The 17,601-nt window shown below is 72.0% G+C and carries 14 protein-coding genes; 12 read left to right on the top strand and 2 right to left on the bottom strand.

What is annotated here, in order from left to right:
- Positions 1–280: 280 nt before the first annotated feature.
- The 4 genes from ORI94_RS25175 (at position 281) to ORI94_RS25160 (ending at position 6,375) form a co-directional block, all read left to right on the top strand.
- Positions 281–1,249 carry a M28 family metallopeptidase gene (locus ORI94_RS25175; protein ID WP_266079607.1) on the top strand — a complete coding sequence of 323 codons (969 nt, stop codon included), beginning with the start codon at positions 281–283 and terminating at the stop codon, positions 1,247–1,249.
- 390 nt (positions 1,250–1,639) lie between these two features.
- On the top strand, positions 1,640–3,043 hold the full coding sequence (locus ORI94_RS25170; RefSeq protein WP_266079605.1) for a class II fumarate hydratase: 1,404 nt from the start codon (positions 1,640–1,642) through the stop codon (positions 3,041–3,043).
- Between the two features lie 161 nt (positions 3,044–3,204).
- A complete protein-coding gene (locus ORI94_RS25165) occupies positions 3,205–3,882 on the top strand; it encodes a DUF402 domain-containing protein (RefSeq protein ID WP_266079603.1) in 678 nt (225 codons plus the stop codon).
- A gap of 330 nt (positions 3,883–4,212) precedes the next feature.
- Complete coding sequence (locus ORI94_RS25160; RefSeq protein WP_266079602.1) at positions 4,213–6,375, top strand: SpoIIE family protein phosphatase; 2,163 nt, start codon at positions 4,213–4,215, stop codon at positions 6,373–6,375.
- 83 nt (positions 6,376–6,458) lie between these two features.
- Here the strand turns inward: ORI94_RS25160 and ORI94_RS25155 are convergent, their stop codons facing one another.
- Positions 6,459–6,968, bottom strand: a complete 510-nt coding sequence (locus ORI94_RS25155; protein ID WP_266079601.1) for a hypothetical protein — start codon at positions 6,966–6,968, stop codon at positions 6,459–6,461.
- 315 nt (positions 6,969–7,283) lie between these two features.
- Here ORI94_RS25155 and ORI94_RS25150 point away from each other — a divergent pair, with 315 nt between their 5' ends.
- The 3 genes from ORI94_RS25150 (at position 7,284) to ORI94_RS25140 (ending at position 9,416) form a co-directional block, all read left to right on the top strand.
- Complete coding sequence (locus ORI94_RS25150) at positions 7,284–8,111, top strand: helix-turn-helix transcriptional regulator (protein ID WP_266079599.1); 828 nt, start codon at positions 7,284–7,286, stop codon at positions 8,109–8,111.
- A 128-nt stretch (positions 8,112–8,239) separates the two neighbouring features.
- Positions 8,240–9,205: an SMP-30/gluconolactonase/LRE family protein gene (locus tag ORI94_RS25145; RefSeq protein WP_266079598.1), complete on the top strand. Its 966-nt coding sequence runs from the start codon at positions 8,240–8,242 to the stop codon at positions 9,203–9,205.
- A gap of 82 nt (positions 9,206–9,287) precedes the next feature.
- Positions 9,288–9,416 carry a hypothetical protein gene (locus tag ORI94_RS25140; protein WP_266079709.1) on the top strand — a complete coding sequence of 43 codons (129 nt, stop codon included), beginning with the start codon at positions 9,288–9,290 and terminating at the stop codon, positions 9,414–9,416.
- Between the two features lie 144 nt (positions 9,417–9,560).
- Here the strand turns inward: ORI94_RS25140 and ORI94_RS25135 are convergent, their stop codons facing one another.
- Positions 9,561–11,855 (bottom strand): transglycosylase domain-containing protein, encoded by a 2,295-nt coding sequence (locus ORI94_RS25135; protein ID WP_266079596.1) that lies wholly within the window; start codon positions 11,853–11,855, stop codon positions 9,561–9,563.
- A gap of 291 nt (positions 11,856–12,146) precedes the next feature.
- Between ORI94_RS25135 and ORI94_RS25130 the strand changes: the two genes are divergently transcribed.
- From ORI94_RS25130 to ORI94_RS25110, 5 genes are all read left to right on the top strand, one after another.
- Positions 12,147–13,103, top strand: coding sequence for an SPFH domain-containing protein (locus ORI94_RS25130; protein ID WP_266079594.1), 957 nt, complete (start codon positions 12,147–12,149; stop codon positions 13,101–13,103).
- Entirely contained in the window at positions 13,100–13,435 is a 336-nt protein-coding gene (locus ORI94_RS25125; protein ID WP_266079592.1) for a hypothetical protein, read from the top strand. Before ORI94_RS25130 ends, ORI94_RS25125 begins: the two co-directional genes overlap by 4 nt.
- Before the next feature lie 465 nt (positions 13,436–13,900).
- Entirely contained in the window at positions 13,901–14,425 is a 525-nt protein-coding gene (locus tag ORI94_RS25120) for a PadR family transcriptional regulator (RefSeq protein WP_266079590.1), read from the top strand.
- A complete protein-coding gene (locus tag ORI94_RS25115) occupies positions 14,422–15,111 on the top strand; it encodes an ABC transporter ATP-binding protein (protein WP_042175639.1) in 690 nt (229 codons plus the stop codon). The genes ORI94_RS25120 and ORI94_RS25115 overlap by 4 nt, the downstream gene beginning before the upstream one ends.
- 104 nt (positions 15,112–15,215) lie before the next feature.
- Entirely contained in the window at positions 15,216–17,534 is a 2,319-nt protein-coding gene (locus tag ORI94_RS25110; RefSeq protein WP_266079706.1) for an ABC transporter permease, read from the top strand.
- Positions 17,535–17,601 lie beyond the last annotated feature (67 nt).

The raw sequence follows: 17,601 nt of genomic DNA, 5'->3' as shown, positions 1-17,601 counted from the left end.
GGGGGCGGCCCACCCCCGCAGTCCGTCCTCGGCCGGCTGGGCCGACCCGGCACCGGCGCGCCCTCAGGACAGCCCCGGAAACGCCCGCGGGGGCTGCCGCGGGGTTCCGTGCGCCCGAATAGCGGACGGCGTGTTCTTTTTTTGGACAACCTGTCCGCACGGAGCCCGTTTCCGTTGACTCTCCCGACCTTCCCTGTGAGCCTTCTCGCCACCTTGACATGCGCACGCCATGCCAGGCTCCCTGTGGCCCGCCCCACGGCCACCTCCCGAAGGAGACAGTGTGAGACGACGATTCACCGTGGCGAGCTTCTCCCTCGCCGTCGTGCTCGGCTGCGGAACACTCCCCGCTGCGGCCGCCGCTCCCGCGGACACGGGCCGGTCCGTCACCGCCGTGAACGCGCTCGCCGCGCCCGACGTCGACGTGACGAAGGTGCGGGCCCACCTGAGCGAGCTCAGCGCCATCGCCGGCCGCAACGGCGGCAACCGCCGCTCCACCACCCAGGGGTACCGCGACTCGGTCGCCTACGTGAAGGGCAAGCTGCAGGCGGCCGGGTACACCGTCACCGAGCAGCCCTGCACCTCCGGCTGCACCAGGGGAGCGGGTCCCAACCTGATCGCCGAGTGGCCGCAGGGCGACACGGACCACGTGTACGTGTTCGGCGCCCACCTCGACGGCGTCTCGACGGGCCCCGGCATGAACGACAACGGCTCCGGCTCGGCCGCACTCCTGGAGAACGCCCTGACCCTGGCCCAGCAGAACCCGGCCATGCGCAACCGGGTCCGCTTCGCCTGGTGGACCGACGAGGAGCAGGGCCTCAACGGCTCCGAGTTCTACGTCCGTTCACTGTCCTCCACCCAGCGCTCCAGGATCCGGGCGTACTACAACTTCGACATGATCGCCTCGACCAACGGCGGCTACTTCATCAACCGCATCACCTCGTCGGCCGCCGCGCCGATGAAGGCGTACTGGGACTCGCTGGGTCTGCGCCCCGAGGAGAACACCGAGGGCGCCGGGCGCAGCGACGACTACCCCTTCCAGCAGGCCGGCATCCCCACCTCCGGCTACGCGACGGGCGCCGGCGCCCGCAAGACGTCCGCACAGGCCGCCAAATGGGGCGGCACGGCCGGTTCCTCCTACGACCCCTGCTACCACCGGTCCTGCGACACCCTCACCAACATCAACACCACCGGCCTGAACCGCGCGGCCGACGGCATCGCCCACACCCTCTGGCAGCAGGCCGTCTCCTGAAACCGGGAAGCCCCCGGTTCCCGGCCCGCCGGTGTACGGGGGTCCACGCCGGGGCCGACGGCGGCACGCTCACCACGCCCTCCGACGCCGACACCCGTAGCGGACGCGTGCGGCGCCCGGCCGGCCCGGCGCCGTACGCGGGCGGCCGGGCGGCCGGGCGGCCGTCCCCCCGCGGGTCGGTGAGAGCACGTCCCCGCGAACCGGCCTCCCGGCCGACGACGCGTGCCTGCGGGGCATCCGGCCGACGCCGTTCTCCACGCGGCGCTCCGCCCCGCCACTCCCTCGTGGCGGGGCGGAGTCAGTTGCGGGTACCCGCGCGGAACGCCGGCAAGGGGCCGGCAGGAATACACACGGTCCGCACCACTGCTGTGGACCTTCGGAGGTACGACGATGACGACCACGGACGACAACCGGCACTACCGCATCGAGCACGACTCCATGGGGGAGGTGAAGGTACCCGCCGACGCCAAGTGGCGGGCCCAGACGCAGCGGGCCGTGGAGAACTTCCCGGTCTCGGGGCAGCGCATCGAACGCGCCCACATCGAGGCCCTCGCCCGGATCAAGGGCGCCGCGGCGAAGGTGAACGCGCGTCTCGGCGTGCTGGACGAGGACATCGCCGAGGCGATCGGCGAGGCGGCCGGGGAGGTCGCCGGGGGGAAGTGGGACGAGCACTTCCCCGTCGACGTGTTCCAGACGGGCTCGGGCACCTCCTCCAACATGAACACCAACGAGGTCATCGCCACCCTGGCGACCGAGCGGCTCGGGCGCCCCGTGCATCCCAACGACCACGTCAACGCCTCCCAGTCGTCCAACGACGTCTTCCCGTCCTCGATCCACATCGCCGCCACCGCCGCCGTCACCCGGGACCTCGTACCGGCCCTCGAGCACCTCGCGGCCTCGCTGGAGCGCAAGGCCGAGGAGTTCACCGACGTGGTGAAGTCGGGGCGCACGCACCTGATGGACGCCACGCCCGTCACCCTCGGGCAGGAGTTCGGCGGGTACGCGGCCCAGGTGCGGTACGGGGTCGAGCGGCTGCACGCCTCCCTTCCCCGGCTGGCCGAGCTGCCCCTCGGCGGGACCGCCGTCGGCACCGGCATCAACACCCCGCCCGGGTTCCCGGCCGCCGTCATCGAGGAGGTCGCCCGGGTCACCGGGCTGCCGCTGACCGAGGCCCGCGACCACTTCGAGGCGCAGGGCGCGCGGGACGGCATCGTGGAGACCAGCGGCCAGCTGCGGACGATCGCGGTCGGCCTGACGAAGATCGCCAACGATCTGCGCTGGATGGCCTCGGGCCCCCGCACCGGCCTCGCCGAGATCACCCTGCCCGACCTCCAGCCCGGCTCCTCGATCATGCCCGGCAAGGTCAACCCGGTCGTCCCGGAGGCCGTGCTCATGGTGAGCGCGCAGGTCGTCGGCAACGACGCGACCGTCGCCACCGCCGGTGCCGCCGGCAACTTCGAGCTCAACGTGATGCTGCCGGTCATCGCGAAGAACGTCCTGGAGTCGATCAGGCTGCTCGCGAACGCCTCCCGGCTGCTCGCCGACCGCACGGTCGACGGGATCGTCGCCGACCGCGAGCGGGCCCGGGAGTACGCCGAGTCCTCGCCGTCCGTGGTCACCCCGCTCAACAGGTACATCGGCTACGAGGAGGCCGCGAAGGTCGCCAAGAAGGCGCTGGCGCAGCGGAAGACCATCCGTCAGGTGGTCCTGGAGAGCGGGTACGTCGAGCGCGGCGACCTCACCGTGGAGCAGCTCGACGAGGCGCTGGACGTCCTGCGGATGACGCGCCCGTGAGGCGGCGCGGCCGAGGCGTACCGCTCCGCCGCGTCCCGGCCGCCCCCCGTCGCTTCCCCGTCGCGTCCCCTCCGTGTCCACGCCGTGTCTCCGGTGTTCCGCACGGGTGAAGCGTGACGGGGACCGCAGCGATCTGTGCCTGCGGCACCTAATATCTGCCCATGGCAGAGGGCGGAGCGGCAGGACGCGGGAACGGCCACTGGGCACCGGGGACGCAGGTCCTGTGGCGCTACCGGGAGAACGGCGGCGCGCGCTTGCACATCGCGCGCCCCGTCACGGTCGTGCGCGACGATCCCGAACTGCTCGCCGCGTGGATGGCACCCGGCACCGAGTGCGTGAAGCCGGTGCTCGCCGACGGCACCCCCGTGCACCAGGAACCCCTCCCCACCCGGTACACCAAGCCCCGTACGGTCCAGCGCGGCCGCTGGACCGGGACCGGTGTGCTGAAACTGGCCCGGCCCGGTGAGCCCTGGTCGGTGTGGCTGTTCTGGGACCAGGACTGGCGGTTCAAGAACTGGTACGTGAACCTGGAGGAACCGCTGGCCCGTTGGGCCGGCGGGGTGGACTCCGAGGACCACTTTCTGGACATCTCCGTTCACCCGGACCGCAGTTGGCACTGGCGGGACGAGGACGAGTTCGCACAGGCCCAGCGGGACGGACTGGTGGACGCCGCGCTGGCCGGCCGGGTGCGGGAGGCGGGCCGGGCGGCGACGGCCGTGATCTCCCGGTGGGGAGCCCCGTTCTCGGACGGCTGGCAGAACTGGCGCCCGGATCCGTCGTGGGCGGTACCTTCACTGCCATCGGACTGGGACCGCACGCCCGTGCACCTGTCGTCGTGAGACTCTTGATGCACCCCGGGGCAGGAAACGTAGGATCGTCCTCCGCAAGGCACCGGGCGGCAGCAACTTCCGCAGTACGCGCTGGGTTTGACCGAACGTCACCGAGGGGCGGCAGGACGTGAGCGAGGGGTACGGCACCACCGGTGCGGGCCGGGAACGGCCGGCGGGCGGCACGCAGGCAGGCGCTCCCCACGCGGAGATCCCGTTCCCGGGGCAGGCGTTTTGGGTATCGGAGTTTCGCCAGGGCGTACGGTGTGCACGGCGTGCGTCCCCGGCCTCACGTTCACGGGGCAGGCGGGAACGTGAGAAACGGGCCGTGGCCCCGGACGGATGGACTCGACACGCGTGACGGAGCAGCCGACCTCCTACGAGCGCCCGGAACCGGGCGTCACCCCCGCGGACGCCCGCGGGGCGTTCCCGCCCGCCTCGGCCCCGGCACACGGCCCCGGCTCGGCACCGTCGTCATCACCGCCCCCGGCGGCGGGTACGGCCGGGCCCGGCACCGAGCACTCCCAGCCGCAGGCCGGGCAGGAATCCGAACCCGACACCCACCGGCCTCGGCCCGCGCCCGAGGCCATCCCGCTCCAGCCGGCCGGAGGACAGAAACCCGACGTGCACGACCACCCGGCATCGGACCACCTGACAGCGGACCACCCGTCAGCGGCCCCTTCGGCACCCGACGGTGCCTCCCCGGAGCAGGCGTCCCCGGACCGCTCCGTACCCGCCCCCGACGGCTCCGAGCGGCGTACCGGTCAGGCGACCCCGCCCGGGAAGCCCACGCCGATGCGGCGGGACGGGGACCGGCTGAGGTTCGTCGGCGCCGCGACCCGGCGGATCGCCCGCGGCATCGACCTCGAAGAGATCGTGATGGGTCTGTGCCGGGCCACCGTGCCCACCTTCGCCGACACCATCCTGGTCTATCTGCGCGAGCCGCTGCCGGTCGGTGACGAGCGGCCCACCGGCCCGCTGGTGCTGCGGCTGCGGCGCAGCGACCGGATCCCGGCCGAGCGCGACACCGAGGGCGGATTCGTGCCGGCCGCCACGCCCGCACCCTCGGAACTGGACTCCATCGGCTCGGAGCGGTGCACGGTGCGGCCCGGCAGCGCGCTCGCCGAAGTGCTGCGCGGCGTACGGCCGGTGTTCACCGACGCGCCCGCCGCACGCGCCGCGCTGCCCGAACTCCTGGGTGAGGGTGCGGAATCGGCCGTCCCCGGTGGTCAGCGGGCGATCCTCGCGCCGCTGCGCGGCCGGCGCCGGGTGATCGGCGCGGCCCTGTTCCTGCGCGGCCCCGAGCGCATCGCCTTCGAGGCCGACGACCTGCTGGTCGCCGCCCAGCTCGCCACGCACAGCGCCCTCGGCATCGACAAGGCGGTGCTGTACGGGCGGGAGGCGTACATCGCGGACGAGTTGCAGCGGACCATGCTGCCGGAGAACCTGCCGCGCTGCACCGGCGTGCGGCTGGCCTCCCGCTATCTGCCGGCCGCCGAGACCGCGCGCGTGGGCGGTGACTGGTACGACGCCATCCCGCTGCCCGGCAGCAGGGTCGCGCTGGTCGTCGGCGACGTCATGGGGCACTCCATGACCTCCGCCGCGATCATGGGCCAGCTGCGCACCACCGCGCAGACCCTGGCCGGTCTCGACCTGCCGCCGCAGGAGGTGCTGCACCACCTCGACGAGCAGGCGCAGCGGCTCGGCGCGGACCGCATGGCGACCTGTCTGTACGCGGTGTACGACCCGGTCGCGCACCGCATCACCATCGCCAACGCCGGTCATCCGCCGCCCATTCTGCTGCCCCTCGGCGGGCGGGCCGAGGTGCTGCGGGTGCCCGCGGGCGCCCCGATCGGCGTCGGCGGCGTGGACTTCGAGGCGGTCGAGCTGGACGCGCCCGCCGGGGCGACGCTGCTGCTCTACACGGACGGCCTGGTCGAGTCCCGGCTGCGGGACGTGTGGACCGGCATCGACCAGCTGCGCGACAAGCTCGCCGCGACCGCGCAGCTGACCGGCCCGGACCACCCGCCGCCGCTGGAGGCGCTGTGCGACGAGGTGCTCGACATGCTCGGTCCGGGCGACCGGGACGACGACATCGCGCTGCTCGCCGCCCGCTTCGACGGGATCGCGCCGAACGACGTGGCGTACTGGTTCCTCGAGCCGGAGGACGCCGCTCCCGGCCGGGCCCGCCGGCTGGCCCGCCGGGCGCTGTCCCGGTGGGGCATGGAGGACCTGAGCGACTCGGTGGAGCTGCTGGTCAGCGAGGTGGTCACCAACGCGGTCCGGTACGCCTCCCGCCCGGTCACCCTGCGGCTGCTGCGTACGGACGTCCTGCGCTGCGAGGTCGGTGACGACGTGCCCCAGCTCCCGCGGCTGCGGCAGGCACGCGCCACGGACGAGGGCGGCCGCGGCCTCTACCTGGTCAACCGCCTGGCCCGCCGCTGGGGCGCGACCCGGCTGAGCACCGGCAAGGTGGTGTGGTTCGAGCTGAACCACACCGGCTGAACAAGAGAACGGCACGGGCCGGTCCCCGCACTGTGCGGGGGCCGGCCCGGTGCGGTGTCCGCCAGCGTCCGCCGTCCGGCTGCTCAGGACTGCTGTCGTGCCATGCGTTCGGCGGCACGCTTCCGCGAGGGTTCGAGTGGGTGGGCGCCTGAGCCGGCACCGCCGCCGAGAGCCCGGCCGGGCGGAGTGGTCGTGGGGGGCAAGATTTCGTCAAGGGCCCATCGGTGGCCCGCCCGGCGGTAGGGGGGAGTGACCCGTTCCCAGGCCAGCTCCAGGATCGTGCCACTGGCGGGGACGACCACCGGGGCACCGCGCGCCCCGCCCGGGTGGCGGGTGTCGAAGGCGCGCACCTCGGCCGTGCCGTCCGGGTAGAGGTGGCTGGTGCCCCGGCCGACCTGGGAACCCTGGGGACAGGCGTGCACTCCACGCTGTTCGATCGTCGTACGGGAGCAGGTGGGGAAGGCTTCGGGCCGGAAGCGGAGCGAGGCGTCGAAGAGGAACACGAAGCGGCGTGCCCCGGCCGGCTCTGCCCGGCCGGTGCGGTCGAAGGCCACGCGCACACCGTGCGTGGTACCACCATCCGGGACGATCATGGCGCTGAGGGCATCGAGGTGACGACGGCCGGGCACGTCTGGTTCGTACGGGCGTTGAGGGCCGCCCGGCGCGGGATCGGGCGGTGAGCCTTCCCCGCCGACCGCGCTCGGTGCCGCCGGGCACAGCAGTGCCACTGCTGCCGTGACCACCGCTGCGATGTGACGTTTCCCCGTGCGCATACGTCCGCCCTCTCCCCCGTACCGGTCACCCTGCGTCCATGCTCACCCGGCCGCGGGTGGCGTGCCTGTGCCCCGTCACGCCTGGGGCCGGCCGTACCCAGGGACAATGAAACCCAGGAATGCGACAATGAACTAATGCATTCACGCAGCGAGTTGGGGGACTTCTTACGTTCACGGCGGGCCAGGATCCGACCCGAGGACGTCGGTTTCGCCTCCGGCTCGGGCCTGCGGCGCGTGCCGGGGCTGCGCCGTGAGGAGCTGGCGCATCTGGCGGGGGTGAGCATCGACTACTACGTACGCCTGGAGCAGGGCCGCAACCGCAGCGTGTCGGACGCCGTGCTCGGGGCGGTGGCTGCCGCATTGAGGTTGGATGAGGACGAGCGCGCCCATCTCTTCCGGCTGGCGCGGCCCCGGAAGTCGGACCCGGACCCCGGGCAGGCCAACGGCGGGGCAGCACGCCCCGGAGTGCGTCGGCTGCTGGACTGGATCACCGCTCCGGCGCTCGCCATGGGCCGCCGGATGGACGTGATGGCCTGGAACCGGCCCGTGTGCGCCCTCATCACCGACTTCGCCGCACTGCCTCCGGCCGAGCGCAACCTGTGCCGGCTCCATCTGCTGAACGACGAGATCGGCCGCCGCTACCCGGACCGTGAGATGGTCGCCCGTGAGGCAGTGGGCCATCTTCGTATCGCGGCGGGCCGCTTCCCCGAGGACCCCGAACTGTGGCGGCTGGTCGAGGAACTCAACCAGGGCAGCGAGGAGTTCCGGCGTCACTGGCGGCAGCACACCGTGCGCACCAAGTCCCACGGTCTCAAACGCATCGACCACCCCGAGGCCGGCCCGCTCACCCTCTCCTACGAGATCACCCACTTTCCCCAGGACCCCGAGCTGAGCCTCCTCGTCTACACAGCCGCTCCGGGCTCGCCCGAGGAGGAGGCACTGCGCGTCATGGCCAAGGCGTAGGCCGGTGAGTGGGTCTGGGCGTACCCAGGTTCGCCGTGTCCCCGGTGAGACTGGGGGGAGGGAACCGGTCAGCCAGCCGCCCAGGATGGACAGGACCATCCGCTCCATCGACTCCGCCGAGGTCCTCCATGCGTCTGCTCGCGTCCGCCCTGGCAGCATTCACCGCGCTCGCCCTCACGCCCGCCACCGCCTCCACCTCCGCACCACTCCCCGACCGTTATACGATCCCGGGGGCGAGGGCCTTCCCGACCGGCGTGGCCTACGAACCGCGCAGCGGGTACTTCTACGTGGGCAGCGCCCAGGACGGCACCCTCTACCGGGGACACGTGCGCAAGCCCACCGTACGGGTCTGGTCGCCCAGCGGGCAGGACGGACGCTCCTTCACCGCCGGCATGACCGTCGACGGCGAGGGACGGCTCTACGTCAACGGCGGCAGCACGGGCACGCTGCGCGTCTACGACACCGCGACCGGCGCCCTGCTGACCACGCTGCACGGCGCGGAGGGTGGTTTCGTCAACGAGGTCACAGTGGCCGTGGACGGCACCGCCTATGTCACCGACTCCTTCAAGCCGGTCCTCTACCGTCTGACCGAGGACGAGGGCGGCCGGTGGAAGCTGGAACGCTGGCTCGACGTCGACGCCTCGGGCATCGACTGGATCGACGGACAGCACAACCTCAACGGCATCGCGGCGGTCGGCGCCCGTTACCTGCTCACCGTGCAGAGCAACACCGGAAAACTGTGGCGTATCGACCGCTTCACCGGCCAGACCACCGAGGTCGACCTCGGCGGCCGCGCTCTTCCCAACGGCGACGCCCTGGTGTGGAGGGACGGCCGCCTCCATGTGACGCAGGGAAACCTGTACGCCGATCCTGACACCGAGCCGCAGGTCGCCGTCATCGAGATGAACGACGACCTCACACGCGGCCACTTCCTCAACCCTCTTGTCCCACCGCGGGGCTTCCACCATCCCGCCGGCGCGGCCATCACCGACCACGACCGCCTTCTCGTCGTCAACAGCCAGTACAACCGCTGGGCGGCCGGCCTTCCCCCGGAGACCCTGCCTTTCACGATCTCCAGCCTGCCGCTCGAGTAGCGGAACCGTGAATCGTTCGTCTCTGTCGCCCTCCGGGAGTGTCTGGTCAACAGCGGATCCCGCGTCGGAGACCCTGGTCGTGGTGAGCGCCGGACACGACGTGCTCCGTCCGGCCTTCCTGCTGAAGGACCTGCAGGCACGCGCCACGGACGAGGGCGGCCGCGACCTCTACCTGGTCGCCTGGCCCGCCGCCGGGGCGCGACCCGGCTGAGCACCGGCAAGGTGGTGTGGTTCGAACTGAGCCACACCGGCTGAAGCACGGCGGCTGAAGCACGGCAGGCACGCCGAACCGCACGAACGAGGTGGGGGCACCCGGTGACAACACCGGATGCCCCCACCTCGTGGGTCTCCCCGCCTACTGCTGCTCCTCGCCGTCCGGCGTCTCGTCCGGGTCGGGCGGGATCTCGTCGGTGGGCGGGGTGAAGGACGGCGACGACGGTGGTGTGGTCGTCGGCTCCTCGGCCGGGGGCTCGGTCGTCGGCTCCTCGGTCGTCGGTTCCTCGGTGGTCGGAGCCTGCGTGGTCGGTTCCTCGGTCGTCGGTTCCTCGGTGGGCGACTGGGACGGTGACGCGGGCGCCGACGAGGACGGGGGCGGGGCGACGGCCGCTCCCTGGTCGGTCTCCAGGTCGAACCTGCTGGTCTCCTCCATCACGCCGAAGGTGTACGCGGCCCAGATCTGTGCCGGGAAGCCGCCTCCGTTGACCCGGTCCTGGCCGCCCGCCCCGTACATCTCGACCTGCGGGTGCGGGGCCTTGTCGTCCTCGCCGAACAGGCCGACCGTGGTGACCAGGTCGGGGGTGTAGCCGGCGAACCAGGCCGACTTGTTGTTGTCGGAGGTGCCCGTCTTGCCGGCGACCGGCTGGCCGTCGCGCAGCGGGTTGTCCCGGACCGAGGCCTGCGCGGTGCCGTCGTCGACCACGCCGGTCAGGACCGAGGTCACCGTGTCGGCGGCCTCGCGGCTGATGGCCTGCTCGCCGACGGCGTCCGGGATGGTGACGGTGCGGTTGAGGTGCTCCGCCGACTTGATGAGCGTCGGGGTGGTGCGCTTGCCGTGGTTGTCGAGGGTGGCGTAGACGGCGGCCATGTCCAGCGGGCTCGCGCCCATGGAGCCCAGGGTCTGGGCGGGCACCGCCTCCAGGTCCTCGACGTCCATGCCGAGCCTGCCCGCGGTCTCCATCACCTTCTCCATGCCGACGTCGACGCCCATCTGCGCGAAGACGGAGTTGACGGACCTGTTCATGGCCGTCTGGACGGTGATGTCGCCGTAGTCCTTGTCGTCCTCGTTCTCCGGGGCGAAGCCGACCTTCGTGCCGTCGTCCTCGACGGGGCGCTTGCTGGTGCCGTCGTAGACGGTGCCGGCCGCGATCGGCCGGCCGTCCTGCGTCTCGGCCTCCTCCTCGACGGCGGCGGCCAGGATGACCGGCTTGAAGGTGGAGGCGGGCTGGTAGTCGGAGCGGGTCGCGTTGTTCGTGAAGTGCTTGAGGTAGTCCACGCCGCCGTACATCGCCACGACCGCGCCGGTCTTCGGGTCCACGGAGACGGCGCCGGCCTGGACGTCGGCGTCGACCTCGCGCTCCCCGGCGTCCAGTTCGCCGGTGAGCTGGGTCTGGACCGCCTCCTCCAGCGCCTTCTGATTCTTCTTGTCGATGTTGAGGGTGATGGTCCAGCCGCCGAGGTCGACCAGGGCGTCGGCCTCCTTGGCGTCCGCGGCGGTGCCCTGGTCGACCAGCCGGCGCTTCAGCGCGGCGTTGGCCTCGTTCACCAGGTAGCCGACCTGACCGGCCCGGCCCGGATTGCCCTTGGGGTCCTTGGGCACCGGGAACTCCATGCCGGACCGCTCGGCGGCGTCCAGCCACTTCTCCTCGACCATGTTGTCCAGGACGTAGTTCCAGCGGTTCTTGACGAGCTTCTTGCCGGCGTCCGAGGCCACCGCCCAGTCGTACTGGCTCGGCGCCTGGAGCAGCGCGGCGAGGTAGGCGCCCTGCTCGACGGTCAGGTCCTCGGCGTCGACCCGGTAGTAGGCCTGGGCGGCGGCCTGGACACCGTAGGCGCCGCGGCCGTAGTAGCTGGTGTTCATGTAGCCGGCGAGGATGTGGTCCTTGGACTTCTCCCGGTCCAGCTTCAGGGAGATGACGAGCTCCTGGAGCTTGCGCGAGACCGTCTGCTCCTGGGTCAGGTAGTAGTTCTTCACGTACTGCTGGGTGATCGTCGAACCACCCTGCGCGCCCTTGCCGGCCACGGTGTTGAGCAGACCGCGCGCGGTGCCCTTGAGGTCGACGCCGGCGTCCTGGTAGAACGTCTTGTTCTCGGCGGCGACGAACGCCCGCCGGACCGGCTTGGGGACCTGCGCCAGGTCGACGACCTCGCGGTTGACCTCGCCGTCGCGGGCCATGACCGAGCCGTCGCTGTACTTGTAGACGTTGCTCTGCTGCTGGGCGTCGGCGTTCCCCTCGGGGATGTCGATCACCATGTACAGCACGATGAAGGCGCCCATGCCGAGCAGGCAGAGGCCGAAGGCCGTGCCGAGGATCTTCTTCCAGGTGAAGAGGCGGCGTATCCGGCCCGGGCCGTTCCCGCCCGACGAACGGCCCTCGGATGCCGCACGGTGCCCACCGCGCTGTCGCGCGCGTCGTTCTTCCGCTCGTCCCATGGGTCCGCTCTGCTCCGCTTCGTTCGTGTGTGCCGACGAAGCACACGGGTTCGCCGCTCAGGTCAACTCCGCAAGCTAACACCGGAAGCTATGACAAACATCGACCGATCCGGCCTTTACGGGCGTGACAATCAGCACCCTCCCCACCGGAACCTCCTCCCGCCTCACCAGAACCGACGTGCGAAACCTGTTCACGGTTGCCGCGAGGCGTTAAAGTGATATCACTTAGATAGACAGGCGCCAGCGGCACCCAGGTCGCGCCGCGGCGCCCCGAGACACGGGGGATCACCCATGCCCACACACGACACCCAGACAGCGGCACCGGCCGCACCGGCCGCGGCCGACGTCCCCGAGATGCCGACCCCGCGCGTGCGGGAGACGGTGGCGCACAGCATCGGCGGCGGGCTCGCCCTGACACTCGGCCTGGTCGGACTGCTGCTCGGCATCGGGATGGTCGTCGGCGCCACGGCGGTCACCACGACTGCCGGAAAGGCCCTGCTGATCGTCTTCGGCGTCCTGATCGCCCTCGCCGCGTTCCTCGCCATGTGCGGACTGAACATGGTGGCGCCGGGCGAGGCCCGGGTGGTCCAGCTCTTCGGACGCTACCGGGGCACGATCCGCCAGGACGGCCTGCGCTGGGTGAACCCCCTCACCTCGCGCGTCAAGATCTCGACCCGGGTCCGCAACCACGAGACCGCGGTCCTCAAGGTGAACGACGCCTACGGCAACCCGATCGAGCTGGCCTCGGTCGTGGTGTGGCGGGTGGCGGACACCGCGCAGGCCACCTTCGAGGTGGACGACTACATCGAGTTCGTCTCCACCCAGACCGAGGCAGCCGTCCGGCACATCGCCATCGAGTACCCGTACGACGCCCACGAGGAGGACGGCCTCTCGCTGCGCGGCAACGCCGAGGAGATCACCGAGAAGCTCGCGGTCGAGCTGCGCGCACGCGTGGACGCGGCCGGCGTCGAGATCATCGAGTCCCGCTTCACCCACCTCGCCTACGCCCCCGAGATCGCCTCGGCGATGCTCCAGCGGCAGCAGGCGGGCGCGGTCGTCGCGGCCCGGCAGCTGATCGTGGAGGGCGCCGTGGGCATGGTCGAGACGGCGCTGGCCCGGATCGCCGAGCAGGACATCGTCGAGCTGGACTCCGAGCGCAAGGCCGCGATGGTGTCCAACCTGATGGTGGTCCTGTGCGGTGACCGTGCGGCCCAGCCGGTCCTCAACACCGGGTCCCTCTACCAGTGACCGCCCCCTCCGACTCCCCCGGGGGCCAGACCCCTCGGCGCAGGCCGCAGCAGCAGCGCAAGCAGGTGCTGCTGCGGCTGGACCCGCTGGTGTACGAGGCGCTGGCGCGGTGGGCGAACGACGAGCTGCGCTCGGCGAACGCGCAGATCGAGTTCCTGCTGCGGCGGGCGCTCACGGAGGCGGGCCGGCTGCCCGGCGGGGCAGGCCCCCTGCCCCGCCGGGGGCGCCCACCCGTCCAGCCGCCGACCGCGCCCGCACAGCCGCCGCCCGAGCAGCCGTCCGCACAGCCGCCGCCCCTGCAGCAGCCCGAGGGCCCCTCCGGACCCCGCTGACCCGAACCTCCCGGGCCCGGTGACCCACCCCGGGCTCCGACGATCGACCCCTCCGCCCCCCTCTCCGACCCTCAGGCCCCGCCCCACCACCCGGGCAGACGCGGCCCGCACACCCACCACCCGAGGACCCGGCCAAGCCCCGCCAACCCGAGCACCCCGAACCCGGCAACCCACCCCGGGCCCCGACAACCAATCCCTCCGACCCACCCTCTCCGGACCCCGGTCCTCGCCGCCTCCGGCCTTTCCTCCCTCCGGCTCCCGCTTCCGGTCTCCCCCAGGCTCCTCGCCCCAGGCCCCGGCCGCCATCCGTCCCGGACCCCTCGGCACCCCTCAGCCCTAGCCCTTCCCCCACGCCGGTGACAGAGCCGTGACAACCGGCCCCCACCTGGGCCTCGGCACCGCTGCCCCCGGTGTACACACGCGACGTATACACGGCACGTATACACACTGTGTAGAGTGCTCGCCATGTCCATCGGTCACACACTCCTCGGACTCCTGGAGTCCGGCCCGCGCCATGGTTACGACCTGAAGCGGGCCTTCGACGCGAAGTTCGGTCAGGACCGGCCCCTGCACTACGGCCAGGTCTACTCGACGATGTCCCGCCTGCTGAAGAACGGACTCGTCGAAGTCGACGGCATCGAGGCCGGCGACGGCCCCGAGCGCAAGCGGTACGCGATCACCGAGGCAGGCGTCACCGACGTCGCCTGCTGGCTCGCCACGCCGGAGAAGCCGGAGCCGTACCTCCAGTCGACGCTCTACACCAAGGTCGTCCTCGCGCTGCTCACCAGCCGCGACGCCGCCGACATCCTCGACACCCAGCGCTCCGAGCACCTGCGCGGCATGCGCGCCCTCACCGAGCGCAAGCGCCGGGGCGACCTGGCCGACCAGCTCATCTGCGACCACGCCCTGTTCCACCTCGAGGCCGACCTGCGCTGGCTGGAGCTCACCGCCGCGCGCCTCGACAAACTCCGTGAGGCGGTCTCCCGATGACGATCCCCGCCGGATCCCTGCTCACCGCCCAGGACCTGCGCAAGGCGTACGGGCCGACCCCCGCGCTCGACGGGGCCGCGTTCTCCATCCACCCCGGTGAGGTCGTGGCCGTGATGGGCCCCTCCGGGTCGGGCAAGTCGACCCTGCTGCACTGCCTCGCCGGGATCGTCACGCCCGACTCCGGCTCGATCACGTACGGCGGGCGCGAACTGACCGCGATGAACGACTCCGAGCGCTCCAGACTCAGGCGCTCGGAGTTCGGCTTCGTGTTCCAGTTCGGGCAGCTCGTGCCGGAGCTGACCTGCGTGGAGAACGTCGCGCTGCCGATGCGACTGAACGGCACACCCCGCAAGGAGGCCGAGCGGGCCGCCCTGGTCTGGCTCGAGCGGCTGGAGGTCGACGACGTCCGCGCGAAGCGGCCCGGCGAGGTCTCCGGCGGCCAGGGGCAGCGGGTCGCCGTGGCCCGGTCGCTGGTCACCGGCCCGCGGGTGCTGTTCGCCGACGAGCCGACCGGCGCCCTGGACTCGCTCAACGGCGAGCGCGTGATGGAACTGCTCACCGACGCCGCCCGGTCCACCAACGCCGCCGTCGTCCTGGTCACGCACGAGGCGCGGGTGGCCGCGTACTCCGACCGCGAGGTCGTCGTACGCGACGGGAAGTCCCGGGACATGGAGCACGCCGTATGAGCGGGACCAAGGAGCGCGCCCGCACCGCCCCCAAGGCCCCCTCCGCACCCGCCTCCGCAGTCCGGGGGGAGTCGAAGGCGCGGAGGGTGGTCCGGGACCTGGGCATGGGTGTCCGCTTCGCCCTGGCCGGCGGGCGCGAGGGATGGGTCAGGGCGCTGCTCACCGGCGTCGGTGTCGGTCTCGGCGTGGCGCTGCTGCTGCTCTGCTCCGCGCTGCCCGGTGTGCTGGCGGAGCGGGACCGGCGGGAGGAGGCGCGCCTGGACTGGCCCTTCCCCAGCGAGGTCATCCCGAAGGCCGACGACACCCTGGTCGTCGCGCGGACCGACACCGGTTTCCGGGACCGGCACATCCGCGGCCGGATGATGGAACCGGAAGGCCCGGATGCCCCGCTGCCGCCGGGCCTGGGCGGGTTCCCGGCGGCCGGTGAGATGGTGGTCTCCCCCGCCCTGAAGGACCTCCTCGCGTCGGACGGCACCGGGCTGCTGCGCGAGCGGCTGCCGTACGACGTCGTGGGGACGATCGGGGAGCAGGGGCTCATCGGCTCGCAGGAGCTCGCCTATTACACGGGCGCCACGGGGCTCGCGGACCTGATCAGCAGCACGTCGACGGTGCGCCTGGACGATTTCGGCCCGCCTCCCGGGCAGGTGTCCGAAGAAGAGAACGACCCGGTGCTCACGCTGCTGATCCTGGTCGTCTTCGTGGTGCTGCTGACGCCGGTCGCCGTGTTCATCGCCACGGCCGTACGGTTCGGCGGCGAGCGGCGCGACCGCCGGCTGGCGGCACTGCGGCTGGTCGGCTCCGACGCGGCGAGCACCCGGCGGATCGCGGGGGGCGAGGCGCTCGCCGGAGCGCTGCTCGGCCTGGTCCTCGGCACGGGGTTCTTCCTGATCGGCCGCCAGCTGGCCGCCTCCGTCGAGATCTTCGGAATCAGCGTCTTCCCCGGTTACCTGAACCCTTCGCCGCTGCTGGCCCTGCTGGTCGCGACAGCGGTCCCGGCGGCCGCGGTGCTGGTGACGCTGCTCACCCTGCGCGGGGTCGTCATCGAACCGCTGGGCGTGGTCCGTACGGTGCGTCCGCCCCGGCGCCGGCTGTGGTGGCGGCTGCTGCTGCCGCTGGTCGGCATCGCGATGCTCTACCCGATGGTCGGGCAGGGCCGCGAGAACGGGGAATTCAACGAGTACCTGGTCGCCGGCGGTGTCCTGCTGCTGCTCATCGGGATCACCGCGCTGCTGCCATGGATCGTGGAGACGGTCGTCTCCCGGCTCGGCAAGGGCAGCCTGTCGTGGCAGCTGGCGGTGCGCCGGCTTCAGCTCAGCAGCGGCGCGGCGGCCCGGATGGTCAACGGGATCGCGGTGGCGGTGGCCGGCGCGATCGCGCTCCAGATGCTGTTCGCCGGCGTCGAGGGCGACTACACCAAGGACACCGGGTTCGACGTGTCGCTGGCCCAGGTGCAGGTGGAGTTGCCGGACGGCCAGGAACTCGCCCCCGCCGCCGCGAAGCTGGCGGACACCAAGGGGGTGAACAAGGTCTACGCGCTGTCCCACGGCTACCTCGCCGACAAGCCCTGGCAGCAGGAGCCGGAGAGCAGCACCGCACTGACCGTCGCCGACTGCGCGACCCTGCGCACGGTGGCGGATCTCCCCTCGTGCCGGGACGGCGACGTGTTCGCGGTGTCCGGCGCCGAGTACGACACCGGCACCTCGACGCTGAACGAACCGGGCCGGGACCTCTACCTCGAGGTACCCGATCCCTCGGCCCCCTCCGGCTACGGCGAGAGCGTCACCTGGACGGTTCCCGCGGGGGTCAAGCAGGCCCGGTCGATTCCGGACCCGGTGGGCAATGAGAGCGGCGGCTTCCTGCTGACGCCGGGCGCGATGACGGCGGGGATGACCGGCACGCTCTCCGGTCAGTTCTACCTCGGGATCGACGACTCGGTGCCGTACGCCATGGAGCACGTGCGGAACACGGCCGCCGCGATCCATCCGCTGACGGACGTGATCAGGTGGAACGCCACCGAGCGTTCCGGGAGCTATGACTCGATCCGCACCGGCCTGTTCGTCGGCGCGACCTGCGTCCTGGCGTTGATCGGGGCGAGTCTGCTGGTCTCGCAGCTGGAGCAGCTGCGCGAACGCCGCAAGCTGCTGTCGGCGCTGGTCGCCTTCGGCACCCGCAGGCGCACGCTGAGCCTGTCCGTGCTGTGGCAGACGGCCGTGCCGATCGGTCTGGGGCTGCTGCTGGCCTCGGCGGTGGGGGGCACGCTGGGCGCCGTCCTGCTGCGGATGACGTCGGCACCGGTACGGATGGACTGGGTGAGCCTGTTGCAGATGACGGGTGTCGGTGCGGGTGTCGTCGTGGTGGTGACGTTGCTGAGCATGCCGCCCCTCCTGCGCATGATGCGGCCGGACGGCCTGCGCACGGAGTGACCGGGGCGGTGGCGGCCGGTCCCGGGCGGCACGGGATGCCTGGTCCATGCTGCCAGGACCGGCCGCC

Origin of the sequence: Streptomyces sp. NEAU-W12 (genome assembly GCF_026242095.1) — a bacterium.
Lineage (GTDB): Bacteria > Actinomycetota > Actinomycetes > Streptomycetales > Streptomycetaceae > Streptomyces.
Note: the sequence above shows the minus strand (reverse complement) of the source record. Positions and strands in the feature narration are given on the sequence as shown.